The following is a 17,475-nucleotide window of genomic DNA, read 5'->3' as shown; positions in this document are numbered from 1 at the left end:
CATTCTATCTTTTTTAATTGCTAAAGAGTCCTTTTGTATTTAGATTTTGTTCCAGCATTATCTTAAATGCATTCAAGTAATCTTTGACAGTTTCTTTCTTTGAAGTTTTTATACCTATGTTATTTGAAACAAAAACATAGGCTGTCATCAGAAATTCTGCTGTTTCTGATGGATATTTTACAGAAAATACTTTTTCTGAGATGCCTTGATTTATTATCCTCTCAAAATATATAGTCAGTTTTTCAATGAGCTTATGAGATAACTTATCTAACATATAACGATTTTCTTCAAGATCAACCGTCTTTTGTAACTCAGTTCCTTCCGCTGAAACGTTATCTGTAGAGATTATTGTGGCATCTATAAAGGCTCTTATTTTTTCAATAGCAGTTTTGTCATCATCATAGACAATCACGTGAATAACACTCAATAATTTCTCTGAATAACGTTCCACGAGACAATACAGAATATCTTCTTTATTCTTAAAGTGATAGTATAGCAAACCTCGTGATATATTTACCTTATCGACTATATCCTGAGTTGTTGTGTTCGCATATCCTTTCTCCATAAAGAGGAGCATAGCAGCGTCCATAATCTCAGCCCGTCGAATTTCCGGATCTTTTACATCTCGCATTTTATTCCTCCTGCTTATAAATTATACTACTCTACTGACAAATTGTCAATTATAAAATTACCTTTTTGAGGATACCAAAAAAACCTTGACACTAAGGCTTTTTCGTTAACATTTTTTCTAAGCTCGTACAAGCAGTGATGCTGCCTCAACATGGGTTTTAGAGGACTAAATGGAGTCTGAATTGACTGATAGAGATGTAGTATTGATTAAGCAATCAACAAATAATGTACAAAACAAAAATAAAGTACACTGCTTAATGAGTGTACTTTATCCTTCTAATTCAGTTTTATCAATGGTTTAACTCTAGTTAAGTCGATTAGTTAAATGAATTTAGACTATTGCTTTTTATAACGACTATAAATTGTATGCTCAATGCTATAATTTATCTTCCAAATCTACTTCTTCATAATTTATCGGAATTAAAGCAACTTCACTGCTTAGAGTAGATTGTTTTTCATTTTCACTTATTTGAATGGCATTTTTGAGTGAAAAAATAACTTCTCTTACAAGATTTAATAAATCTAATGCAAACTCTTGAAGTTCAGATTCAGTTAGATACAGTCTGGTTTCATTATTATCTTCATTATCTTCACTTCCATTAAAAATATTCAATGTTATATTAGTAAATCTATGCTCTAAATAATTTCTAATAATTTTCAATCGCTTTGAGTTTGGATTAGCTGTTAAAGAATTATCACCATTATCAAAATCTTTCTCTATCCAAAATATAGATGACAGACCAATATTCTTATCCAACATTTTATTTAAATCACTATTTGATCTCCAAATTGAATGGAAATTTACTTTTCGAGTTTCAATTTTTAAAGAATAATATTCATTTATAAACATAGCTACTTTATCTAATAATGAATATAGTGTTTTAAAAGATGCTTTTAATCCTTCAACTCGGATAGAGTATTGTACGTAGTCTAGACAATCAATAAGATCAACATTCTCGTCAGCATAATGAACCGAATCACTCTCAATGCTATTAAAACAGAGATAACGGGCATAAACATATTCTTGCTTAATTTGATTAAACATAGAAATATATTTGTTTAAATCTTTATCCGATTGAAATAATAAACTTGGTAGTAAAAGATTATCATCATATCTATTTATATCGTCAGCTTGTAAGTCATTAAGTGGATTAAGATACAGCCCGTTGTTCCAACACCATTCACGATACTTTTGTGAATTAGGATTATAATCGATTGTTTTACAAGAACATTCATCTATATCTTTATAATCAAGATATTGTTCGTAAAGTTCAATAAATCGCTTTTCTGCATAATCAACTCTGTTTGGATCTGAAACAGTTATGCTTGTTTCTATTAAATTTTTAATTTTTTTAATAAAGTGGAGGTGTTCGTTATCATTCAAAAAATTACGATAATGATCTAGACAAATAGCTAAGTTACCACTAGCCATTGTGAATCTTGGATTGATTTGTATACATTTACAATACATCTTAATAGCTAACTGCTTTCTACCACAAGCATCTAATAAATTTGCGTAATTAGTGTAAAGTGAACATAATAATGGGAAAACAAACCTACTGTTCTCAGAATTTATATCAACTTTATTTGAAATTTCTATAGCTTTTCTAAAGTAATAAATTTGTTGAACTGTAAAATCGGTATCTATGTTGAAAACTAAGTTATCACTTAGTTCAAATATATCAGCGTATGCTGTCCCAATAGAATAAAATAATTGAATTTTGGAAATATCATCAATAGTGTTTTCCATATTTTTTCCAAATTCTATTAGTCTATGGATTTCCTTTATATTTTTATGTTTAAAAGCATTATCGAAATCCATTGACAATTTAAGTACACTATGATTAATTGGATTATTTGTTAACATCTTCACCCCAAACTAAATATTTCGATTTTAAATTTGATTTTCCTTTATTTTCCTGTTCTTCAACTAACATATCAGATAAAAACTCTTTTATCATGTCCCAATTAAAATTCTCTTTAAATCCTATACTACCATCAGAAGGAACATTTAATGAAAATGTTGCAAATACGGTTTCACAAGTTCTTCTTGGAAATTTTGCTAAGTAAGAATCAAAAAATGAATTTGAATACCTATAATGATGGCTATGAATAAAGTCTTTCCATGTATTTAGCATAGTCTCTTCGTCTATAATATCTATTACGGAAACTTCTTCAAGTGGTCGGTCTTCAATATTTCCCCATGCTTTTTTCATTAAATTAACAGCATCTACATCGCTCTTAGGAGCACTGTATCCAAAAATAGTTAACATATATGAATGATCGACAAAGTAATCTAATGCTTTCCAACACCAATTTATGTATCCATCGGAAGAATAGTCTTTGTTTTTTACGGGATACAATAATTTTGTTGGATTTAAATTTTTATAACATGTTGGGCAATAGTAATCTACTGTTCCATACTCAGTATGTTCTTCACAAAAACCGACAGCTACATTCCCATGTAAACAAAGAATTTGTGGCAGGTTCAGAGTAATTTTTGAACAGCGAACATAAGCTTGTATAAGTAAAGGGTCCCAATTAAACGTAGCTATGCAATCTTTATTAGTTAAACTTAATATTAAAAGATCATAAATTGTTGGTTCATCAGGTAACTCCAACGAAGCAAAATAATCATAGAGTCTTTCTTCTAGCTTCCTAACTATTTCAGAGCACTCTTCTCTCTCAAATAATTCTGAATAGATATCTTCCAAATTTTCGCTCTTTGTCTGTAATTCAACACCGGCAAGAATTTCTTCTAAATTAAGTTTTTTTAGCAATCCATTCATAACTGAAGAGCTTTTCCCATTTTTATCACCATCTGGAATTGCTGCAATAGTAGCACCAGCGCCTAGAATAACTGTATGCGATCTCATCTCATTTCTCCTGAAAGTCTTTTGACACTATTATACCACTGTATCTACTTTATCTATGCTTCAAATACTATTATTATAGCCATAAATATTTTAAATAAAATGCACAATTGAACCGTCACTCCTTCTACTGTTACTTGAGTAAAAAATGTACAAATCAATTTCTTAGATTTGATTATATGATGCACTATAAAACATACAAAATACCACTCTAGAATAATGTACAAAACAAAAATAAAGTACACTTTTTAAAGAATGTACTTTATGCTTCTAATTCAGTTGTATCAATGGTTTAACTCATGTTAAGTCAATTGTACATAAACTTTTAGTTTTTGTAGGAATGGATAACTTAAAGACGATAACCAAAATTTTTTTAGAGCTAATCATTCTTAATTATGTACTTTATTTAAGTGAAAACTAAAAATTGTTCAAATGACATTAACTTTTAGTTTTTCTATCAATGTTTAAATAACTTTTACATAAACTTATAATTTTCTCTAAAATCAATAAAATCCAAATCAACAAAGTGATTTGGATTTTTAACTCTCTATTAAATGTTTAAAATTATTCTAAATACTATTTAATATGTTTTATACTTAACTTTGCTAGACATTACTAGATAACACGATGCAACAATAACAATAATTCTGATTAGATACATTCCGTAATGATCGTCACTCATAGTCAATTGAGAAAATACATTAATCATTGAATGAGTCATCACACAAATCCAGAGATTTTTTGTTTTTAAATAAAGAGCTGAAAGAATAAACGAATTTGTCAGCAACCCAAATAAAAAAGGTACTATTTGAAGGACGGCTAGAGAACCATCTATATAAAAGAAAAATAAATGCCAAATTGACCATATGATAAATGTTAAAATTGTCGCTTGAAAATAGTGGAACTTTTCTTGTAAAAGTGGCTGAAATACATATCTCCAACCAATTTCCTCCAAACCGCCAAATACAATAAACTTGAAAAACATCAGAAAAGGAAGATACCAGATAAATTGTACGATTTTCCCTCCCAAAAATAGAAAAGAGAAATCAAGAATAATAAGAAAAAATGCTAATAAATAATGTTTGTAACTGGTCTGAATGTTAAAAAAATCTTTTATTATTTTCTTTAAGTCAATCTCATAATAGCAAATGGAAACAATGCTACCCCATAAGGCTGTAGAGATTCCACCAATCATTACTCCGAAAACATTTACAAGAACAGAATGAACGCCATAATGATTGCAGAAAAATACAACTAAACAAACTAATAATAATTGACTAAAAGTCCCAAGTAAATAAACTGCAAGAGCTTTATTTCTACTCATAGCATCCATCTCCCTTTGGTTATAAAAAAACAGTTTAAGAGTTACATTTTGTACATAAACAAAATTATGCAATAAATATATTTCCCGATCTTTTTGTTTCTAAATTTACATAACTTAAATTATGTTTTTATAGTAGTAAATCTTTCACTTTTCCAATTTCACTTTTTGGAATTACGAGATGGATCATATCACCTAGATACATTCTTGTAGATCCATTAACTGTCTTACTTTTACCGTTATGTACCTGGGTTGTGATAAGCACATTGTGTGGTAAATTGAGTTCATGTACCTGCTTACCAGCTATCTTATCAGAAACTGGGATTTCAATTAGGGTAACTTCTCCATCATCACTTGCGGTTTCTGGTAACATTTTTTCAAGCATGGCTTCATAGACGGGCGCCCCTTTGAGCAGGTCCATAACAATATAGGCAACTAGTGTTACCATCCCTAAAGGCATGAGATTGCGGATGTCACCAACCATTTCTGTCACAAGAATCATAGCTGTCAAAGGTGCTTTTGAGATAGCCCCAAAATACCCGCTCATTCCAAGAATCACAAAGATAGGGAATTGCTGCTGGGTAACAAGGCCAAGATTGACACAAATAACACCAACCAGGGCACCAAGTAAGGATCCTAAAGCTAAAATTGGCAAGAAAATACCACCTGGCAGTCCACTACCATAACTGATCATACTCCAGATAAAACGAATGATGAAGTAAACTAAGAGAATTTGGAAACTATAATCTTGTTCTGTTAAGGATAAGACAACCTGATTGCCCCCACCAAGTATTTGAGGTAGGAATATTCCCACAGGAATAATCAGGATAAAAGCAAAAATTGGATGATAAGCTTTGTCAATGTGAACCTTTTTCCCAATCCAATCATAAACTTTGCCGACATTCAGAACCGCTTTCTCATAAAGAAAACCTGAGAGACCAAGAAAAATACCCATAAGCAGATAAATCCAATACTGACTCAAACTCATAAGAGGGATATTGTCCGGCATATCAAGTACAGGTGTTAAGCCAAAGATGAGAAGGGAAACAAAGTTTGCTACTAGACTAGCAGCCAAGGTAGAAACCCAAAAGAAACGTGAAAAATGGTGATAGACTTCTTCTACTACAAATAATAATCCCGCAATCGGTGCATTAAAGGCAGCAGCAAGACCAGCCGCAGCTCCGCTAGCAATCAAAGAACGCTCCTCAACAGGGCTAGACTTGAGCCATTTAGCAATTCCTTTTCCTCCAGCGGCACCTAGCTGAATACTGGGACCTTCACGACCGAGCATGAGCCCACTCGCAATGGCCAAGATACCTAGAATATATTTTTTCCAGAGGACACTCCACCAGTTGAGAGACATGAGACCTTTTAACTCCGCTTCAACTTGAGGAATACCAGAACCTCTGATATCTTTTTCTGAGCGTGTTAATTTGGCACTAAGTAAGCAAATGAGGATATAAAACAATAAAATGATCAATAGATTCCGTATCAGATTCTCTTGGTCTTGATAAAATCCTTGAACGATATGAAAGCCTTTTTCGATCAAAAATCGAAATGATCCTACAATAAGTCCTACGACTAATCCGACAATAATACCTCGCCCTACTTGAGCTAAGATCGTACTGGACGCGAAGGCAAATTCTTTCTTGGAACTAAGTATTTCCGATTGTTCCTCCATAATTCTCTCCTTTAATTATCTTTTACTAATTTCTGAAACGATTGTTTTAATCGGTTCAAAACTGGTGCGATGAATAGGTGTGACACCATGCTTTTCAATTCCTTCTAGATGCTTAGCAGTTCCATAGCCAGCATTTTGAGCAAAATCATAACCTGAAAATTCTTCGTCATAGTTAGCCATGATCTTATCTCTTGTAACCTTCGCAACGATAGATGCTGCTGCAATAGATAAGGAGTTGGCATCCCCTTTGATGATAGATGTCTGAGAAATTGACAAATCCAATTTCATAGCATCAATCAAAAGGTGTTCTGGTTGAGGTTCAAGCTGAGAAATAGCTTCCTTCATGGCTAGTTTCGTCGCTTCGTAGATATTGACTTGGTCTATGACATGATTGTCCATAATCCCGATACCGATTGCTAGGGCATTATCTTTGACAGCCTGAAAAATTTCTTCATGTTTTTTCTTGGGAATCTTTTTACTGTCATTCAAGCCTTTTATTTTACAATTTTTGGGAAGAATGACTGCTGCAGCAACAACAGGGCCAGCTAAGGGACCGCGACCAACTTCATCAACTCCAGCAATGAAGCTTATTCCATTCTCGTAAAGCTCTTTTTCATAGCTAAGCATAGCTTCTAAGCGGAGATTTTCATCAATGTCAGCTTGAAGGGCTTTTTTCCGCTTTTGAATTTCTTTTTGGACACCTGAACGAGAATCTTTTTCAAATTCCTTGAACAAGGGACTTTCAAGTTCAGTTATCTTTGCTAATTCTTCTTTGATTTCTTTAATCGTTGCCATTTAGATCATCCAATGTATCTAATGTGTAATTACCAAGTTTTCCATCACGAACTTCTTTAACAAAGAGATTGTAAAAACGATCATAATCATCACGGAAACCAAGGATACGCGTCATATCCATGATAATTTCTGGAGCCTCATCGTCCAGATTCATTTGTTTGAAACGTTCTTGAAGCTTATCGGGATAATGGGTTTTAAAGTAATTGAGACCGAAAATCGTTACCTCATCCATTGGAAGTAACTGATCCTTGATTGCTCCAGTAAGGGCAAGTTTAAGAGCGACGGTCTCGTCTTCGAATTTTGGCCAAAGAATCCCTGGAGTATCCAAGATTTCCAAATCTTTATTGGTTTTGAGCCATTGTTGACCTTTTGTCACACCAGGCTTGTTACCAACTACAGCAATTTTCTTACCAGCCAAACGGTTCATCAGAGTTGATTTTCCTGCGTTTGGAATCCCAATAATCATGGTGCGTAATGTTTCAATTTGAATACCACGTTCTCTTTGACGAGCAATCTTATCTGCCATGAGTTTCTTAGCAGCGTCTGTTACGACTTTAACTGTAATTTGCTCTTTAGAGTTGATAGCAAGTGTCTGAATGCCTTGTGATTCAAAGTGCTGACGCCATTCTTTTGTTAATACTGGGTCCGCTAGGTCTGCCTTGTTTAGAATCAATAGCCTTGGTTTGTCCCCAATGATTTTAGTCAGCATTGGATTTTGGCTAGACAAGGGCAAACGTGCATCTACTAAAACTGTCACAAAATCAACAAATTTTAAATTTTCCTGGACCTGACGACGCGCCTTGGACATATGTCCAGGAAACCATTGAATAGTTGCCATTCTGTAAAATTCCTTTCTTTTATTGGATTTGTATCTATTCTTTCATATTTAAAAATTAAATAGATATCCTTTTTTCTAAAAATAAATCACTATCTTTTATTATAACATGATTTCTCATATTTGACGCTTGATTCAATGCCGATTGTAAAATGTTTTCTAAGTCAATCAGTCACAAATTAAATTCCTCATTGTCTAAAACAATTGAAAAATAATAGTGTTCACCATGATCTTTAACATAGTTGCTGATATATTTTTCTGTTTGAATAATGGATTTACTGCTATCAATGGTTGGATCTTGTTTCTCGTAATACCAATGATCATAAGTATGTTTCAATTGGCCATTCTTGTAGCAAAAAACATCCCCACCTAGTATAATTTGATTATTGGCTTTGAGATTATCAAGTAAGTCTAGGAATACTGAATAATCATAAGCGTATGCATCAATCCCTAAGTCACGTAAATCAATTCCTCTTTTATTTGTATTCTCAAAATTCTGCTTCATAAAGTTCATTTCTCAAGTTTCTCTTGATAAGCAAAATCGATAACCACTTTGCAGTCGTTATCGATTTTAATGATTTTTAATCTTTTTCACCTAGCTGACTGTTGATTCTCATCATGATACTTGCAATTTTTTCTCCCCAGTATGGATCCGATGCATAAAGAACATTCATCCCTGACGCTTTATTTCCAAGGTATGTTCTGCCATTATCGATGTAATTTTCGCGGATCCACTTGGCTGCACCTAAGATACCCTTATCAACATCGTCAAAGCTTTTTGCTGAATCATATGGTGTTGTATCATAAGCGGCAATACCAAAGAAATTGTTTTTATCTTTAGCAATTTGGCTACGTCCCCATGAACTTTCTATGGCACTATGGGCGATTAGATAGAGAGCGTTGATCTGATAACGTTCTTCAGCTTCTTTAAAGATTGCTCCCTTACCTGCCAGACGACTTCCTTTGATATTCATAAGAGAATAGACTTTATCTAATTCTTCAGCTGTGTAATTGGTTGGTTTTCTTAAATCTCTAAATAAGAAAGGATTTTCAACTGTAAAGTTCTCAAAGTTCTTGCCATCAGCTGAATAGTATTTTTTACCAATTGCCATTGATGAGCTATGAGGTGCTACACGAATACTTGCGTAAGGTGATAACTCATGGTAAAGATAATTACCGTCAGTGGCATAGTGAGGAATGAAGTCACTATCTGAGCTGACTGCTACTAGATCACTCTTGTTCATATAGCCTGAAAGGCCTGAAATTTTGACCGGAAGTCGACCGTCTTTGGCTTCAGCTCCATCAATCGCTACAATACTTCCTTGCGAAATATAGCTAAGTTTCTCACCAGAAGCGCTATATACATTTGCTGTAATAGGTTTTACTTTATAATATGAGGCTGAATCAGTAATCCATTTTCCGTTGCTTTGGAACGTATAGTCTTTTCCATTAATGGTGAAGTTACCAGTTACATAGACTCCATCTTCTTTTAGATAATACCAAGCGTTGTAGTCCTTATCGAAAATCCATTCATTTTTGGCCATATAACCAAAAGATTTGAGATAGTAAGAACCTACCCATTGATTTTCAGCATAGGTACCGTCCGACTTGAGGTAGAACCAACTCTTGTATTTTTCATCAAAATTCCATTCGCTTTTAGCCATGGCCCCACTATCTTTTAGATAGTATTTCTCTTTCCATTGGCTACTTAACATGACACCGTCTTTATTAAAATAGTACCATGAACCGCTGATTTTCTCCCACTTATCGCGAATAATTTTTCCTGATGCTGTAGCATAATACCACTTATCTTCGAGTTTTGCCCAGGCATTTTCTGCCATAGCTCCACTAGTCTTGAGAAGATAGTCTTTATAAATAGTAGCACTTAGCATGACACCAGATTCATCAAATCGATACCATAGGCCATCAATCTTTGCCCACGTGTCACGATTGATTTTACCTTCTTGATTCCCATAATACCATTTATCAGCAATTTTTACCCAGCTATTTTCAGCTAAAGCTCCACTTGATTTGAATAGATAGTCATCGTAAACAGCATTACTGATCATGATACCATTTTCATCGAATCGATACCAAACACCAGCTATCTTTTTCCAATTATTACGAGTAACTTTCCCGTCCTCAGCGGAATAATACCACTGGTTGTCAATTTTTACCCAAGAAGATTCTGTCAAAGCACCGCTATTATTCAATAGGTAATCATTAAAGATAGTATTACTAAGCATGATACCATCTTGATTAAAATAGTACCAAACACCAGCTATTTTTTTCCAATTCAAAACTGGTTGATTATTCTCATAATAACGCCATTGGTTATTTTCTTTTTGCCAACCTTCTTTGTTAACTACTTCTACTACTGTTTCTTTTGAAGGTTGTTCTTTGGTCTCTGGAGTTTGAGAAGTTGCTTTTTCAGCTTCGCTTTGATTTTTCTTTTCATTGCTTACTGTATTCGTAGCAATCTTTTCTGATGATTGAACATTATTGGTAGCTTGAGAATCCTCGGCATAGACGGTCGTTTTTGCAAAACCTGCCATAGAGAGGGCAACTGTACTTGCCAGCAATATTTTTTTCATTCTTTTCTCCTTACAAATACCTAAATAGTGGATTTGATGTTTCTATATATTGTGTAAAAAACAGTAATTATCCACTATATTATACAATATTCTGTTAAATATAAAAGTAGTATCTTTCAGAAGAAAAGAACTTGTAATATTTTTAAAATATTTTAGAAATAAAAGTCAATAAAAAGTAGTCGAACATCAGCTGAACGACTACTTTTTTATAACATTATGCCTGACCATAGACTTCTTTGCGATTTGTTTTGGTTGCTTTAGTAGAATTCTTCCAAAGGTTTGGATTGATGAAAATAGTGACGATCGCTAGTATTGCAAAACCAATCCCAACATACCAGTAGGGTGCATCCAGAGTTGTAGAACGCCCTGAGAGATTGACAATTCCTCGGAAAAGTGTACCCGCTGTAATAATCGCTACTGCCGAATTCCATAGATTTAGACTAATACGAGAGAAATGAGGGAGAACCTTGAGAAAGATTGCCAGTAGAATCCCCCCTGCAAGAGGTGCTGCAAATAAATAGTGCATATGAACAGAAGTTTCTCCAAAACTAAAAGCTTCATAAATTCTAGAAAATGCAAAGAAGAAAATAGTGATTAGTGTATAAGAAATGACTGTTTTTTTAAACCGTTTTTTGCCAAGATTAGTAACCGATGTAGACAATGTCACTCACCGCCCTTTCTGAAATTTTGTTTCCACCAGTCGTTGGTTTATTGATAACCTGACCGTTGAAATAAAGTGTAGATGATCCACCGCCATCAAGATTGTAGGCAGTCTTTGCACCGTAAGATTTCATGACCTCAGCTAGCTGATAAAGAGAGAGTCCTTCACTTTCTGATGTACGTCCATCTGAAACAACGATGATATAGTGGTTTTCATCGATAATACCAATAGCTGTACGAGGATTTGAAGCCATTGCTTGTCCTACTTCTGTATTGGTATCAACTGCAATTTCACCATTTTCGACCAAGGCTGGTCCAAAAGCCAAGAGATTGACGACACCGTCATTTACTAGTTGCTCAGCTGATATCTGATCTTCGTAAATAATCTTAAAAGAGCCGTCTTTATAAATAGCTAAGTCGCCATTACTAGAATCTTCACGAACAGTATCACGATACACAACGCCATTACGGATAACATAACCTGTAGAGTTAGCACCATAGTAGTCCCCGTTTACTGCTAAAATGGCATTGTTATCAGCTGCAGTTACAGAGGTTTTTGCAGTTACGTTAGTTCCATAAGCATTTTGAGCAAAGGCAGTTTTCAGATAATCTGATGAGCTCAGAGTAATATCAGCAACGTAGACTTGTGTATTATTGACCGTCGTTTCAGACAAATTGACTGAAATATTGTCATCTTTATAACTAGAGTCAGTGACAGTAGCTGTCTTAGCAGCTTGACTTGCTGCTGCAGCATTGGAACTTGTGCTAGTTGTGGCAACTGTCGAGATAGTTTCAGCGAGGACAAAGGTCTTTAGCATTGAGTAACTAAAGGATCCTGTCAAGAGTAGGCCAAGAACTGAGGCGTAAGCATAGCGTTTCTTTAAAAATTTCATAATACAGTTGATGTCCTTTCCTTAAAGATGAATTTCTTCTGCACTGTCCAAGAGACAGCGAAGAGAAGGATGCCGACGATAACTTTGGCAATCAGAAGGTTGATTCCAAAGACTGTAAAGAAGAGACGAATCAGTAGCGTGTCTAAGACAAAGAGTCCGACTGCTAGACCAAAGTATCCCATCCCTGTTTTTACAAGGCTATCATCATTTTTAAATACTAGTTTTTTATTTGTAGAATAGTTAAAAATAGAGCTAGTTACACGAGCTACTCCGTTCGCTAGAAAGATTCGTAGACTCGTCGGAACTGTCGGCAAAATCAAAATTGCTAGGGCGTAAACGACATAGTCTACAACAAAGCTACTGAGAGATGATAAGGCAAATTTAAAGATATTTTTATAGATCATGAGCCCGTCTTGGATTGGGCGGAAGTGTGAAGCCTCATTGTCATTAATATAGACAGTTTCAATAGGAACTTCTAAAATCTCGTATTCTTTCGTTGCTTCGAGCAACATATTCATTTCATATTCATAACGTTGGCCTTCAATCTTAAGCATAAACGGTATCAAGTTTGTAGTAAAAGCACGAAGACCTGTCTGCGTATCTGTCACTCCTACTCCTGTTTGAAGCTTAAAGAGAGCTTTGGTTAAGCTGTTACCAAAACGGCTACGAAGAGGAACTTTTCCAAAAAAGGCACGTACACCCAAGATTAGCTTGTTTGGATTTTCGGAAGCTTTATTAGCCGTGCGGAAAATATCCCATACCTTGTGCTGTCCATCCGCATCTGCTGTGACAACCGTACCATAAATGTTTTGTTCTTGGATATAAGTAAAGGCTGTTTTTAGAGCCTGCCCTTTACCTTGGTTCACTTGGTGACGAATGACAGTAGCAAATTGTTTTGCTTTATCAAAGATTTTTTGGCACTTTGATGAACTGCCGTCGTCTATGACTAAAATATGAAAATCACTCTTTTCATGAATTTTTTCGATGAGTTTGATAAGTTTATTATCTGGTTGATAAGCTGGAATGACTATGTAGTTCATATCGATACCTCTTTCTTTGGTGATGGTATAACTATACAGAACATCGCTTAAAAATACCTTATATCAGTTTTCTTTAAGATAAGGTTTAAAAAACTTTAAGCTTAAAGAAAAGACTTATCAATTAATAAGAAATATGGTTTGAATTTTCAGAAAAAAATAAATATACAAATTTCAAAAAAATAAAATCTGTTTGGTACAGACTCTAACTATAGAAATATTAGGGACTACATAAAAAGCCATCCAATTTGGATGACTTTTTTTAAAACTATTTACTTAGTTCTCTGATTTTTTACTTTTTTTGAAAAGTGAAATACCAAAGATTCCAGCTAAAATAGCAAGAAGATTCATAGCTAATGGCGAATCAGAAGTTCCTGTATTTGGTAACTGAGGTTTTTCTGGAGCTGATTTTTGCTCAGTAGATTGAACATTTTCTGGTTGAACAGGATTTGGAGCTGGCTCTGGATTTGGAGTTAGTTTTGGATCCGGAGTTGGTTTTGGATCCGGAGTTGGTTTTGGATCCGGAGTTGGTTTTGGATCCGGAGTTGGTTCTGGATCTGGAGTTAGTTTCGGATCTGGAGTTGGTTCTGAATCCGGAGTTGGTTTCGGATCTGGAGTTGGTTCTGGATCTGGGGTTGGTTTTGGATCTGGAGTTGGTTTTGGATCTGGAGTTGGTTTTGGATCTGGCTCCTTCTCATACTCATAAATAACATGAGTTGTTCCTTCTTTTAGCTCACCTGTTTCTGGTGCAGATGTTGAAGAAACACCAACAAGATTGTATTTTTGACCATCTACAGTGATAGAAGATGGACGTTCATCCGTGTTCTCACCAGTATTATAGGTCACAAGTTTTCCATCAGATCCATAAATAGAAGTTAATGGTGTGTCTTTATAAGTTTCCTTGATAGATTGATTTGTTCCTTTGATCACATAATCCACCACTACATCTCCATAGTGAAGCGTAGAAACATCCTGGTCAGCCATATCTTCAAATTCTGAAGCATAGTATTTAACAGCAGGATTGGCTTTCAAAGTAAAAATTTTCACATAATTAAAGAAGGTCTCAGGATTAATATTAACATCATGAGGAATAGTTCTCCAATCACCGTTATTTGGTGTGATATGAGTATTTTGGTTTGAAACTGACCTAATTAGATGGTCATTCTGAACATAATTATCATCTACTAAACTTGGATTAGCTAGAGCACCATAAGTCAATTTCCCATTGCTGTCTTGATAATATGGTTGAATTTGATGATATTCTTCAAGACTTTGGCAACCTTCTTCATATGAACCAATCCCACCTTCTTGAGAACATTTCCAAGCAAATCTCACGTCGATTGGTAAGTACTTGATCTTCTTAGCTTCCTCCAAGGGTACGGTCACAGATACTCGAAGAGCTGTTGATCTCAATGTTTTTGAACTAACAGCATATGTACTAACTCTATCATTATAAGCTTCATAATAGCCATAATAGTCTGGATCAAAGGCAGAATCTTCATATTCCTTCATATTAACAACGGAAGGTTTCTTACCAGCTGCTAGTTCTTCTGAAGTTGGAACAATCTCCCCTTCATCAGTAGACTCACGATATTCATTATACGAACGCTCTTTCATTGGAACATTAACATCTACAGGATTTCCATTAGCATCACGAGTTCCAATCAAAGTGAAATCAGCTTTTGCACCTGAAATCTCAGGAATACGGATACGAATATCGCGAACAGTTTGACCTTCATCACTTGAGTGCATTCCTTTGAAGGCTACAGTGTAATTATAGACTACACTTTTACCATCTTCACTAAAATGTGCTGGAAGTCCTTCAATATTGACATAACCACCTTCATCAATGATATTGCTACCATCTGGTTCGCAACTAGCGCCTGGGACAGAGCCTGTTGAAGTCCCAGGAGGGCAAGTTGAACCTTCTTTCCCGACAGTTGTACCTTCGCTATTAGTTGAGATTTCTTCAGTTTTATGTGAGGAAGCATTGGCATCCTCTTCGTCTGATTTTAGTGAGGTGTCACTAGTAGGGGCTGGTGCAACCATATTGTCTACTGAAGAAGTGTTCTCAGCATCAGTTGAATTAGTAATACCTAGTGTCACTGAAACATTTGCTGGTTCGCTATTAGTTTCTTCAGCTTGAACTACTGACTGAGAAACCAAATTTAGAGCAAAGACAGACATTGTAATGATGCCAAATTTAGTGAGTTTTTTCATACACTTTTTCTCCTTATATGAAAGGGATCATGCATAAACAAAATCCTATTCATTGATATTACTTTCACATAAATTATACTATATAAACGCCTTAGTTAGCAAACAATTACCTAATAAAGACTCCTTCATTCGGTTTTATCTCTTAATTTTTCAACGAAGAGATAGGCTGCGGGACAGGTTAAAGTATTTTTGATAGTCAGATTATTGATTTGATAAATCTTTTTTCGGTCGGTATGTGGAAATTCCCGACAGGCTTTGGGACGGACGTCGTAGATGGAACACAGATTATCGCCTCCTAGAAATGGACAGGGCATCGATTTGAAGACCTTATCTCCATCTTCATCTACTTGCAAAAACTCAGCTTCAAAGGCTGGCAATTTCATTTTAAAGTATTTTGCGATACGTGTGATATCTGCTTCTTTGAAGTCTGGACCAAGACTCTTGCAACAGTTAGCGCAGGCTGTACAATCAATTTCAGTAAAAACTTCTTGATGAATTTCAAGGGCAATTTTATCCAAATTTTTAGGTGCTTTCTTTTTCAGATTTCCTAAAAACTTCCGATGCTCTTTTTGTTTTTGCAAGGCTAGTTGGTGATAATATTCGATATCGATTTCTTTTGACATAGTTTCTTTCTATTTTTTTAATGTTGATACAAATATTTGAGTTAATACATAAAATAAATTATGTAAAATTGCTTTAAGACATAATTTTAACAATAATGAGTCTCTCCATGCAGGACGAAAACTACTGCTATACTATCATTCTTTCTAAAAAAGGTTTGATGCAGTTGGTTAAAATGCCTTCTATCCAAGATTTTTGAGCGGACGATAGGTTTTCTGCATTTAAAGACTCCTTTAAAAAATCACGTACCTGGTCGGGTGCTATTTCAAACTCAAAAGCCTTCATTTTGTAGAAAAAATCAAATAGATTATTAGACAGATATTCTCTTGAAAATGGGATTTCTCCAGTTTTTCGATACATGGTTAAAAGTCGAGAAAAGCGAGCTTTTTCTTCGGGTATATCCTTAAAATACGAGTTAAGCAACCATACTTGCTTTTGTTTTCTTTCAAGAGGGTCTTGACTAGCAATGCGTTGATCCTTTTCAAGTTCTCTTTGGTACTGTTTTGATTTTATAGAACGTTCTGCACGATTTTTACCGAAGAGAATCTTTTCCCACTGGCGTTCTTCTAGAGTCAGTGTTTCGCTCAGTCCAAAGTAATCTTGATAGGCACGTTCAGCTGGTCCCATTGCTAGAACTAGATTATCCGCATATTGTTTAGCAATCTTGTCTCGCTTCTTTCGTTCCTTTTCAGCTTTGATGCGAAGTTCTTGCTCATAGTCAATTTTTTCTTTTCCTAGTTTAACTAGATAGAGTTGATCGTCAGATTTTCCAAGTAGAAAGGGTTTGATAAATTTCTCAAGGACTTCTTCCATCCGAGCTTTCTTCAAAGGCTCTGCCTTAGTCCAACTTCCACCTTGAAATACCTCCAAAAAGAGTTGATAATCCTTTTCTGGTGAGAATTGATTACCTCGATTTGAATTAAAAGCTCCCTTTTTCCATAGCCAGTTGATCAGTCGCTCATCAAAATCTGTTTTATTAACTCGAATGGCTTCTTTTTTCTGGGCCTTTCTGGTTAGATTTTCAAGCTTTCTGAGAAGTTTTCCCTCCTCTTCTAGCTGTTGATCTAGGCTAATTCTTTGGAAATGGCGAACACAGTCACTCCCAATGGGAAAGAGACGTTTGCCAGTAACTCCGTTAAAAAGTTCATAAGCATACTTAATAGCATTACCGCAGACACAATTGCTCCGACCGATTCCATTAAAAATCAAGGAAACTTCACTCCATTCTTTGGTAGCTTGTTCCCAAGTATCGGCTTTAGATGTCTCTAAAACTGCATCATATAAGTTTTTTCTAACAGGAATGGACATGATGTCT

15 protein-coding genes are annotated in these 17,475 nt (G+C 34.9%); all 15 read right to left on the bottom strand.

Features of this window, described 5'->3' with window-relative positions; genetic code table 11:
- Nucleotides 1-13 precede the first annotated feature (13 nt).
- The 15 genes from ADH90_RS01515 to ADH90_RS01445 all read right to left on the bottom strand — a co-directional run bounded on the left by ADH90_RS01515 (nucleotide 14) and on the right by ADH90_RS01445 (nucleotide 17,468).
- On the bottom strand, nucleotides 14-631 hold the full coding sequence (locus ADH90_RS01515) for a TetR/AcrR family transcriptional regulator (protein WP_049422424.1): 618 nt from the start codon (nucleotides 629-631) through the stop codon (nucleotides 14-16).
- 375 nt (nucleotides 632-1,006) lie between these two features.
- Nucleotides 1,007-2,497, bottom strand: coding sequence for an LA2681 family HEPN domain-containing protein (locus ADH90_RS01510; RefSeq protein WP_049422417.1), 1,491 nt, complete (start codon nucleotides 2,495-2,497; stop codon nucleotides 1,007-1,009).
- Nucleotides 2,484-3,506 carry a hypothetical protein gene (locus ADH90_RS01505; RefSeq protein ID WP_049498828.1) on the bottom strand — a complete coding sequence of 341 codons (1,023 nt, stop codon included), beginning with the start codon at nucleotides 3,504-3,506 and terminating at the stop codon, nucleotides 2,484-2,486. Before ADH90_RS01505 ends, ADH90_RS01510 begins: the two co-directional genes overlap by 14 nt.
- A 577-nt stretch (nucleotides 3,507-4,083) precedes the next feature.
- Nucleotides 4,084-4,827, bottom strand: coding sequence for a CPBP family intramembrane glutamic endopeptidase (locus ADH90_RS01500; RefSeq protein WP_049529669.1), 744 nt, complete (start codon nucleotides 4,825-4,827; stop codon nucleotides 4,084-4,086).
- A 127-nt stretch (nucleotides 4,828-4,954) separates the two neighbouring features.
- Nucleotides 4,955-6,505 (bottom strand): ClC family H(+)/Cl(-) exchange transporter, encoded by a 1,551-nt coding sequence (locus ADH90_RS01495; protein ID WP_049529668.1) that lies wholly within the window; start codon nucleotides 6,503-6,505, stop codon nucleotides 4,955-4,957.
- 15 nt (nucleotides 6,506-6,520) lie between these two features.
- Entirely contained in the window at nucleotides 6,521-7,300 is a 780-nt protein-coding gene (locus tag ADH90_RS01490) for a ribonuclease HII (RefSeq protein WP_049529667.1), read from the bottom strand.
- Nucleotides 7,287-8,138 (bottom strand): ribosome biogenesis GTPase YlqF, encoded by an 852-nt coding sequence (gene ylqF / locus ADH90_RS01485; RefSeq protein WP_049529666.1) that lies wholly within the window; start codon nucleotides 8,136-8,138, stop codon nucleotides 7,287-7,289. The genes ADH90_RS01490 and ylqF overlap by 14 nt, the downstream gene beginning before the upstream one ends.
- 169 nt (nucleotides 8,139-8,307) lie before the next feature.
- The gene (gene imm40 / locus ADH90_RS01480; RefSeq protein WP_161800903.1) at nucleotides 8,308-8,640 is read right to left on the bottom strand and encodes an Imm40 family immunity protein; all 333 of its coding nucleotides are present in this window, start codon (nucleotides 8,638-8,640) and stop codon (nucleotides 8,308-8,310) included.
- A 76-nt stretch (nucleotides 8,641-8,716) separates the two neighbouring features.
- The gene (locus ADH90_RS01475; protein ID WP_049529664.1) at nucleotides 8,717-10,729 is read right to left on the bottom strand and encodes a glucosaminidase domain-containing protein; all 2,013 of its coding nucleotides are present in this window, start codon (nucleotides 10,727-10,729) and stop codon (nucleotides 8,717-8,719) included.
- Between the two features lie 214 nt (nucleotides 10,730-10,943).
- Complete coding sequence (locus ADH90_RS11310) at nucleotides 10,944-11,390, bottom strand: hypothetical protein (RefSeq protein ID WP_049529708.1); 447 nt, start codon at nucleotides 11,388-11,390, stop codon at nucleotides 10,944-10,946.
- Nucleotides 11,371-12,282: a phosphodiester glycosidase family protein gene (locus ADH90_RS01465; protein WP_049529663.1), complete on the bottom strand. Its 912-nt coding sequence runs from the start codon at nucleotides 12,280-12,282 to the stop codon at nucleotides 11,371-11,373. Before ADH90_RS01465 ends, ADH90_RS11310 begins: the two co-directional genes overlap by 20 nt.
- A complete protein-coding gene (locus tag ADH90_RS01460) occupies nucleotides 12,279-13,322 on the bottom strand; it encodes a bifunctional glycosyltransferase family 2/GtrA family protein (protein ID WP_049529662.1) in 1,044 nt (347 codons plus the stop codon). Before ADH90_RS01460 ends, ADH90_RS01465 begins: the two co-directional genes overlap by 4 nt.
- A 273-nt stretch (nucleotides 13,323-13,595) precedes the next feature.
- Nucleotides 13,596-15,539: an LPXTG cell wall anchor domain-containing protein gene (locus ADH90_RS01455; RefSeq protein ID WP_049529661.1), complete on the bottom strand. Its 1,944-nt coding sequence runs from the start codon at nucleotides 15,537-15,539 to the stop codon at nucleotides 13,596-13,598.
- Nucleotides 15,540-15,664: 125 nt separating this feature from the next.
- Nucleotides 15,665-16,162, bottom strand: coding sequence for a YkgJ family cysteine cluster protein (locus tag ADH90_RS01450; protein ID WP_049529660.1), 498 nt, complete (start codon nucleotides 16,160-16,162; stop codon nucleotides 15,665-15,667).
- Nucleotides 16,163-16,289: 127 nt separating this feature from the next.
- Nucleotides 16,290-17,468: a hypothetical protein gene (locus ADH90_RS01445; protein ID WP_049529659.1), complete on the bottom strand. Its 1,179-nt coding sequence runs from the start codon at nucleotides 17,466-17,468 to the stop codon at nucleotides 16,290-16,292.
- Nucleotides 17,469-17,475 lie beyond the last annotated feature (7 nt).

It is taken from the genome of Streptococcus pseudopneumoniae (assembly GCF_001073085.1).
Taxonomy (GTDB): Bacteria; Bacillota; Bacilli; order Lactobacillales; family Streptococcaceae; genus Streptococcus; species Streptococcus pseudopneumoniae_M.
The sequence above is the reverse complement of the archived record's forward strand: the minus strand, read 5'-3'. Positions and strand labels throughout refer to the sequence as shown.

Excerpts from the sequence above, each read along its gene's own strand:
- ADH90_RS01515 (WP_049422424.1), bottom strand. The coding sequence starts at position 631 with ATGCGAGATGTAAAAGATCCGGAAATTCGACGGGCTGAGATTATGGAC.
- ADH90_RS01510 (WP_049422417.1), bottom strand. The coding sequence starts at position 2,497 with ATGTTAACAAATAATCCAATTAATCATAGTGTACTTAAATTGTCAATG.
- ADH90_RS01505 (WP_049498828.1), bottom strand. The coding sequence starts at position 3,506 with ATGAGATCGCATACAGTTATTCTAGGCGCTGGTGCTACTATTGCAGCA.
- ADH90_RS01500 (WP_049529669.1), bottom strand. The coding sequence starts at position 4,827 with ATGAGTAGAAATAAAGCTCTTGCAGTTTATTTACTTGGGACTTTTAGT.
- ADH90_RS01495 (WP_049529668.1), bottom strand. The coding sequence starts at position 6,505 with ATGGAGGAACAATCGGAAATACTTAGTTCCAAGAAAGAATTTGCCTTC.
- ADH90_RS01490 (WP_049529667.1), bottom strand. The coding sequence starts at position 7,300 with ATGGCAACGATTAAAGAAATCAAAGAAGAATTAGCAAAGATAACTGAA.
- ylqF (WP_049529666.1), bottom strand. The coding sequence starts at position 8,138 with ATGGCAACTATTCAATGGTTTCCTGGACATATGTCCAAGGCGCGTCGT.
- imm40 (WP_161800903.1), bottom strand. The coding sequence starts at position 8,640 with ATGAAGCAGAATTTTGAGAATACAAATAAAAGAGGAATTGATTTACGT.
- ADH90_RS01475 (WP_049529664.1), bottom strand. The coding sequence starts at position 10,729 with ATGAAAAAAATATTGCTGGCAAGTACAGTTGCCCTCTCTATGGCAGGT.
- ADH90_RS01465 (WP_049529663.1), bottom strand. The coding sequence starts at position 12,282 with ATGAAATTTTTAAAGAAACGCTATGCTTACGCCTCAGTTCTTGGCCTA.
- ADH90_RS01460 (WP_049529662.1), bottom strand. The coding sequence starts at position 13,322 with ATGAACTACATAGTCATTCCAGCTTATCAACCAGATAATAAACTTATC.
- ADH90_RS01455 (WP_049529661.1), bottom strand. The coding sequence starts at position 15,539 with ATGAAAAAACTCACTAAATTTGGCATCATTACAATGTCTGTCTTTGCT.
- ADH90_RS01450 (WP_049529660.1), bottom strand. The coding sequence starts at position 16,162 with ATGTCAAAAGAAATCGATATCGAATATTATCACCAACTAGCCTTGCAA.
- ADH90_RS01445 (WP_049529659.1), bottom strand. The coding sequence starts at position 17,468 with ATGTCCATTCCTGTTAGAAAAAACTTATATGATGCAGTTTTAGAGACA.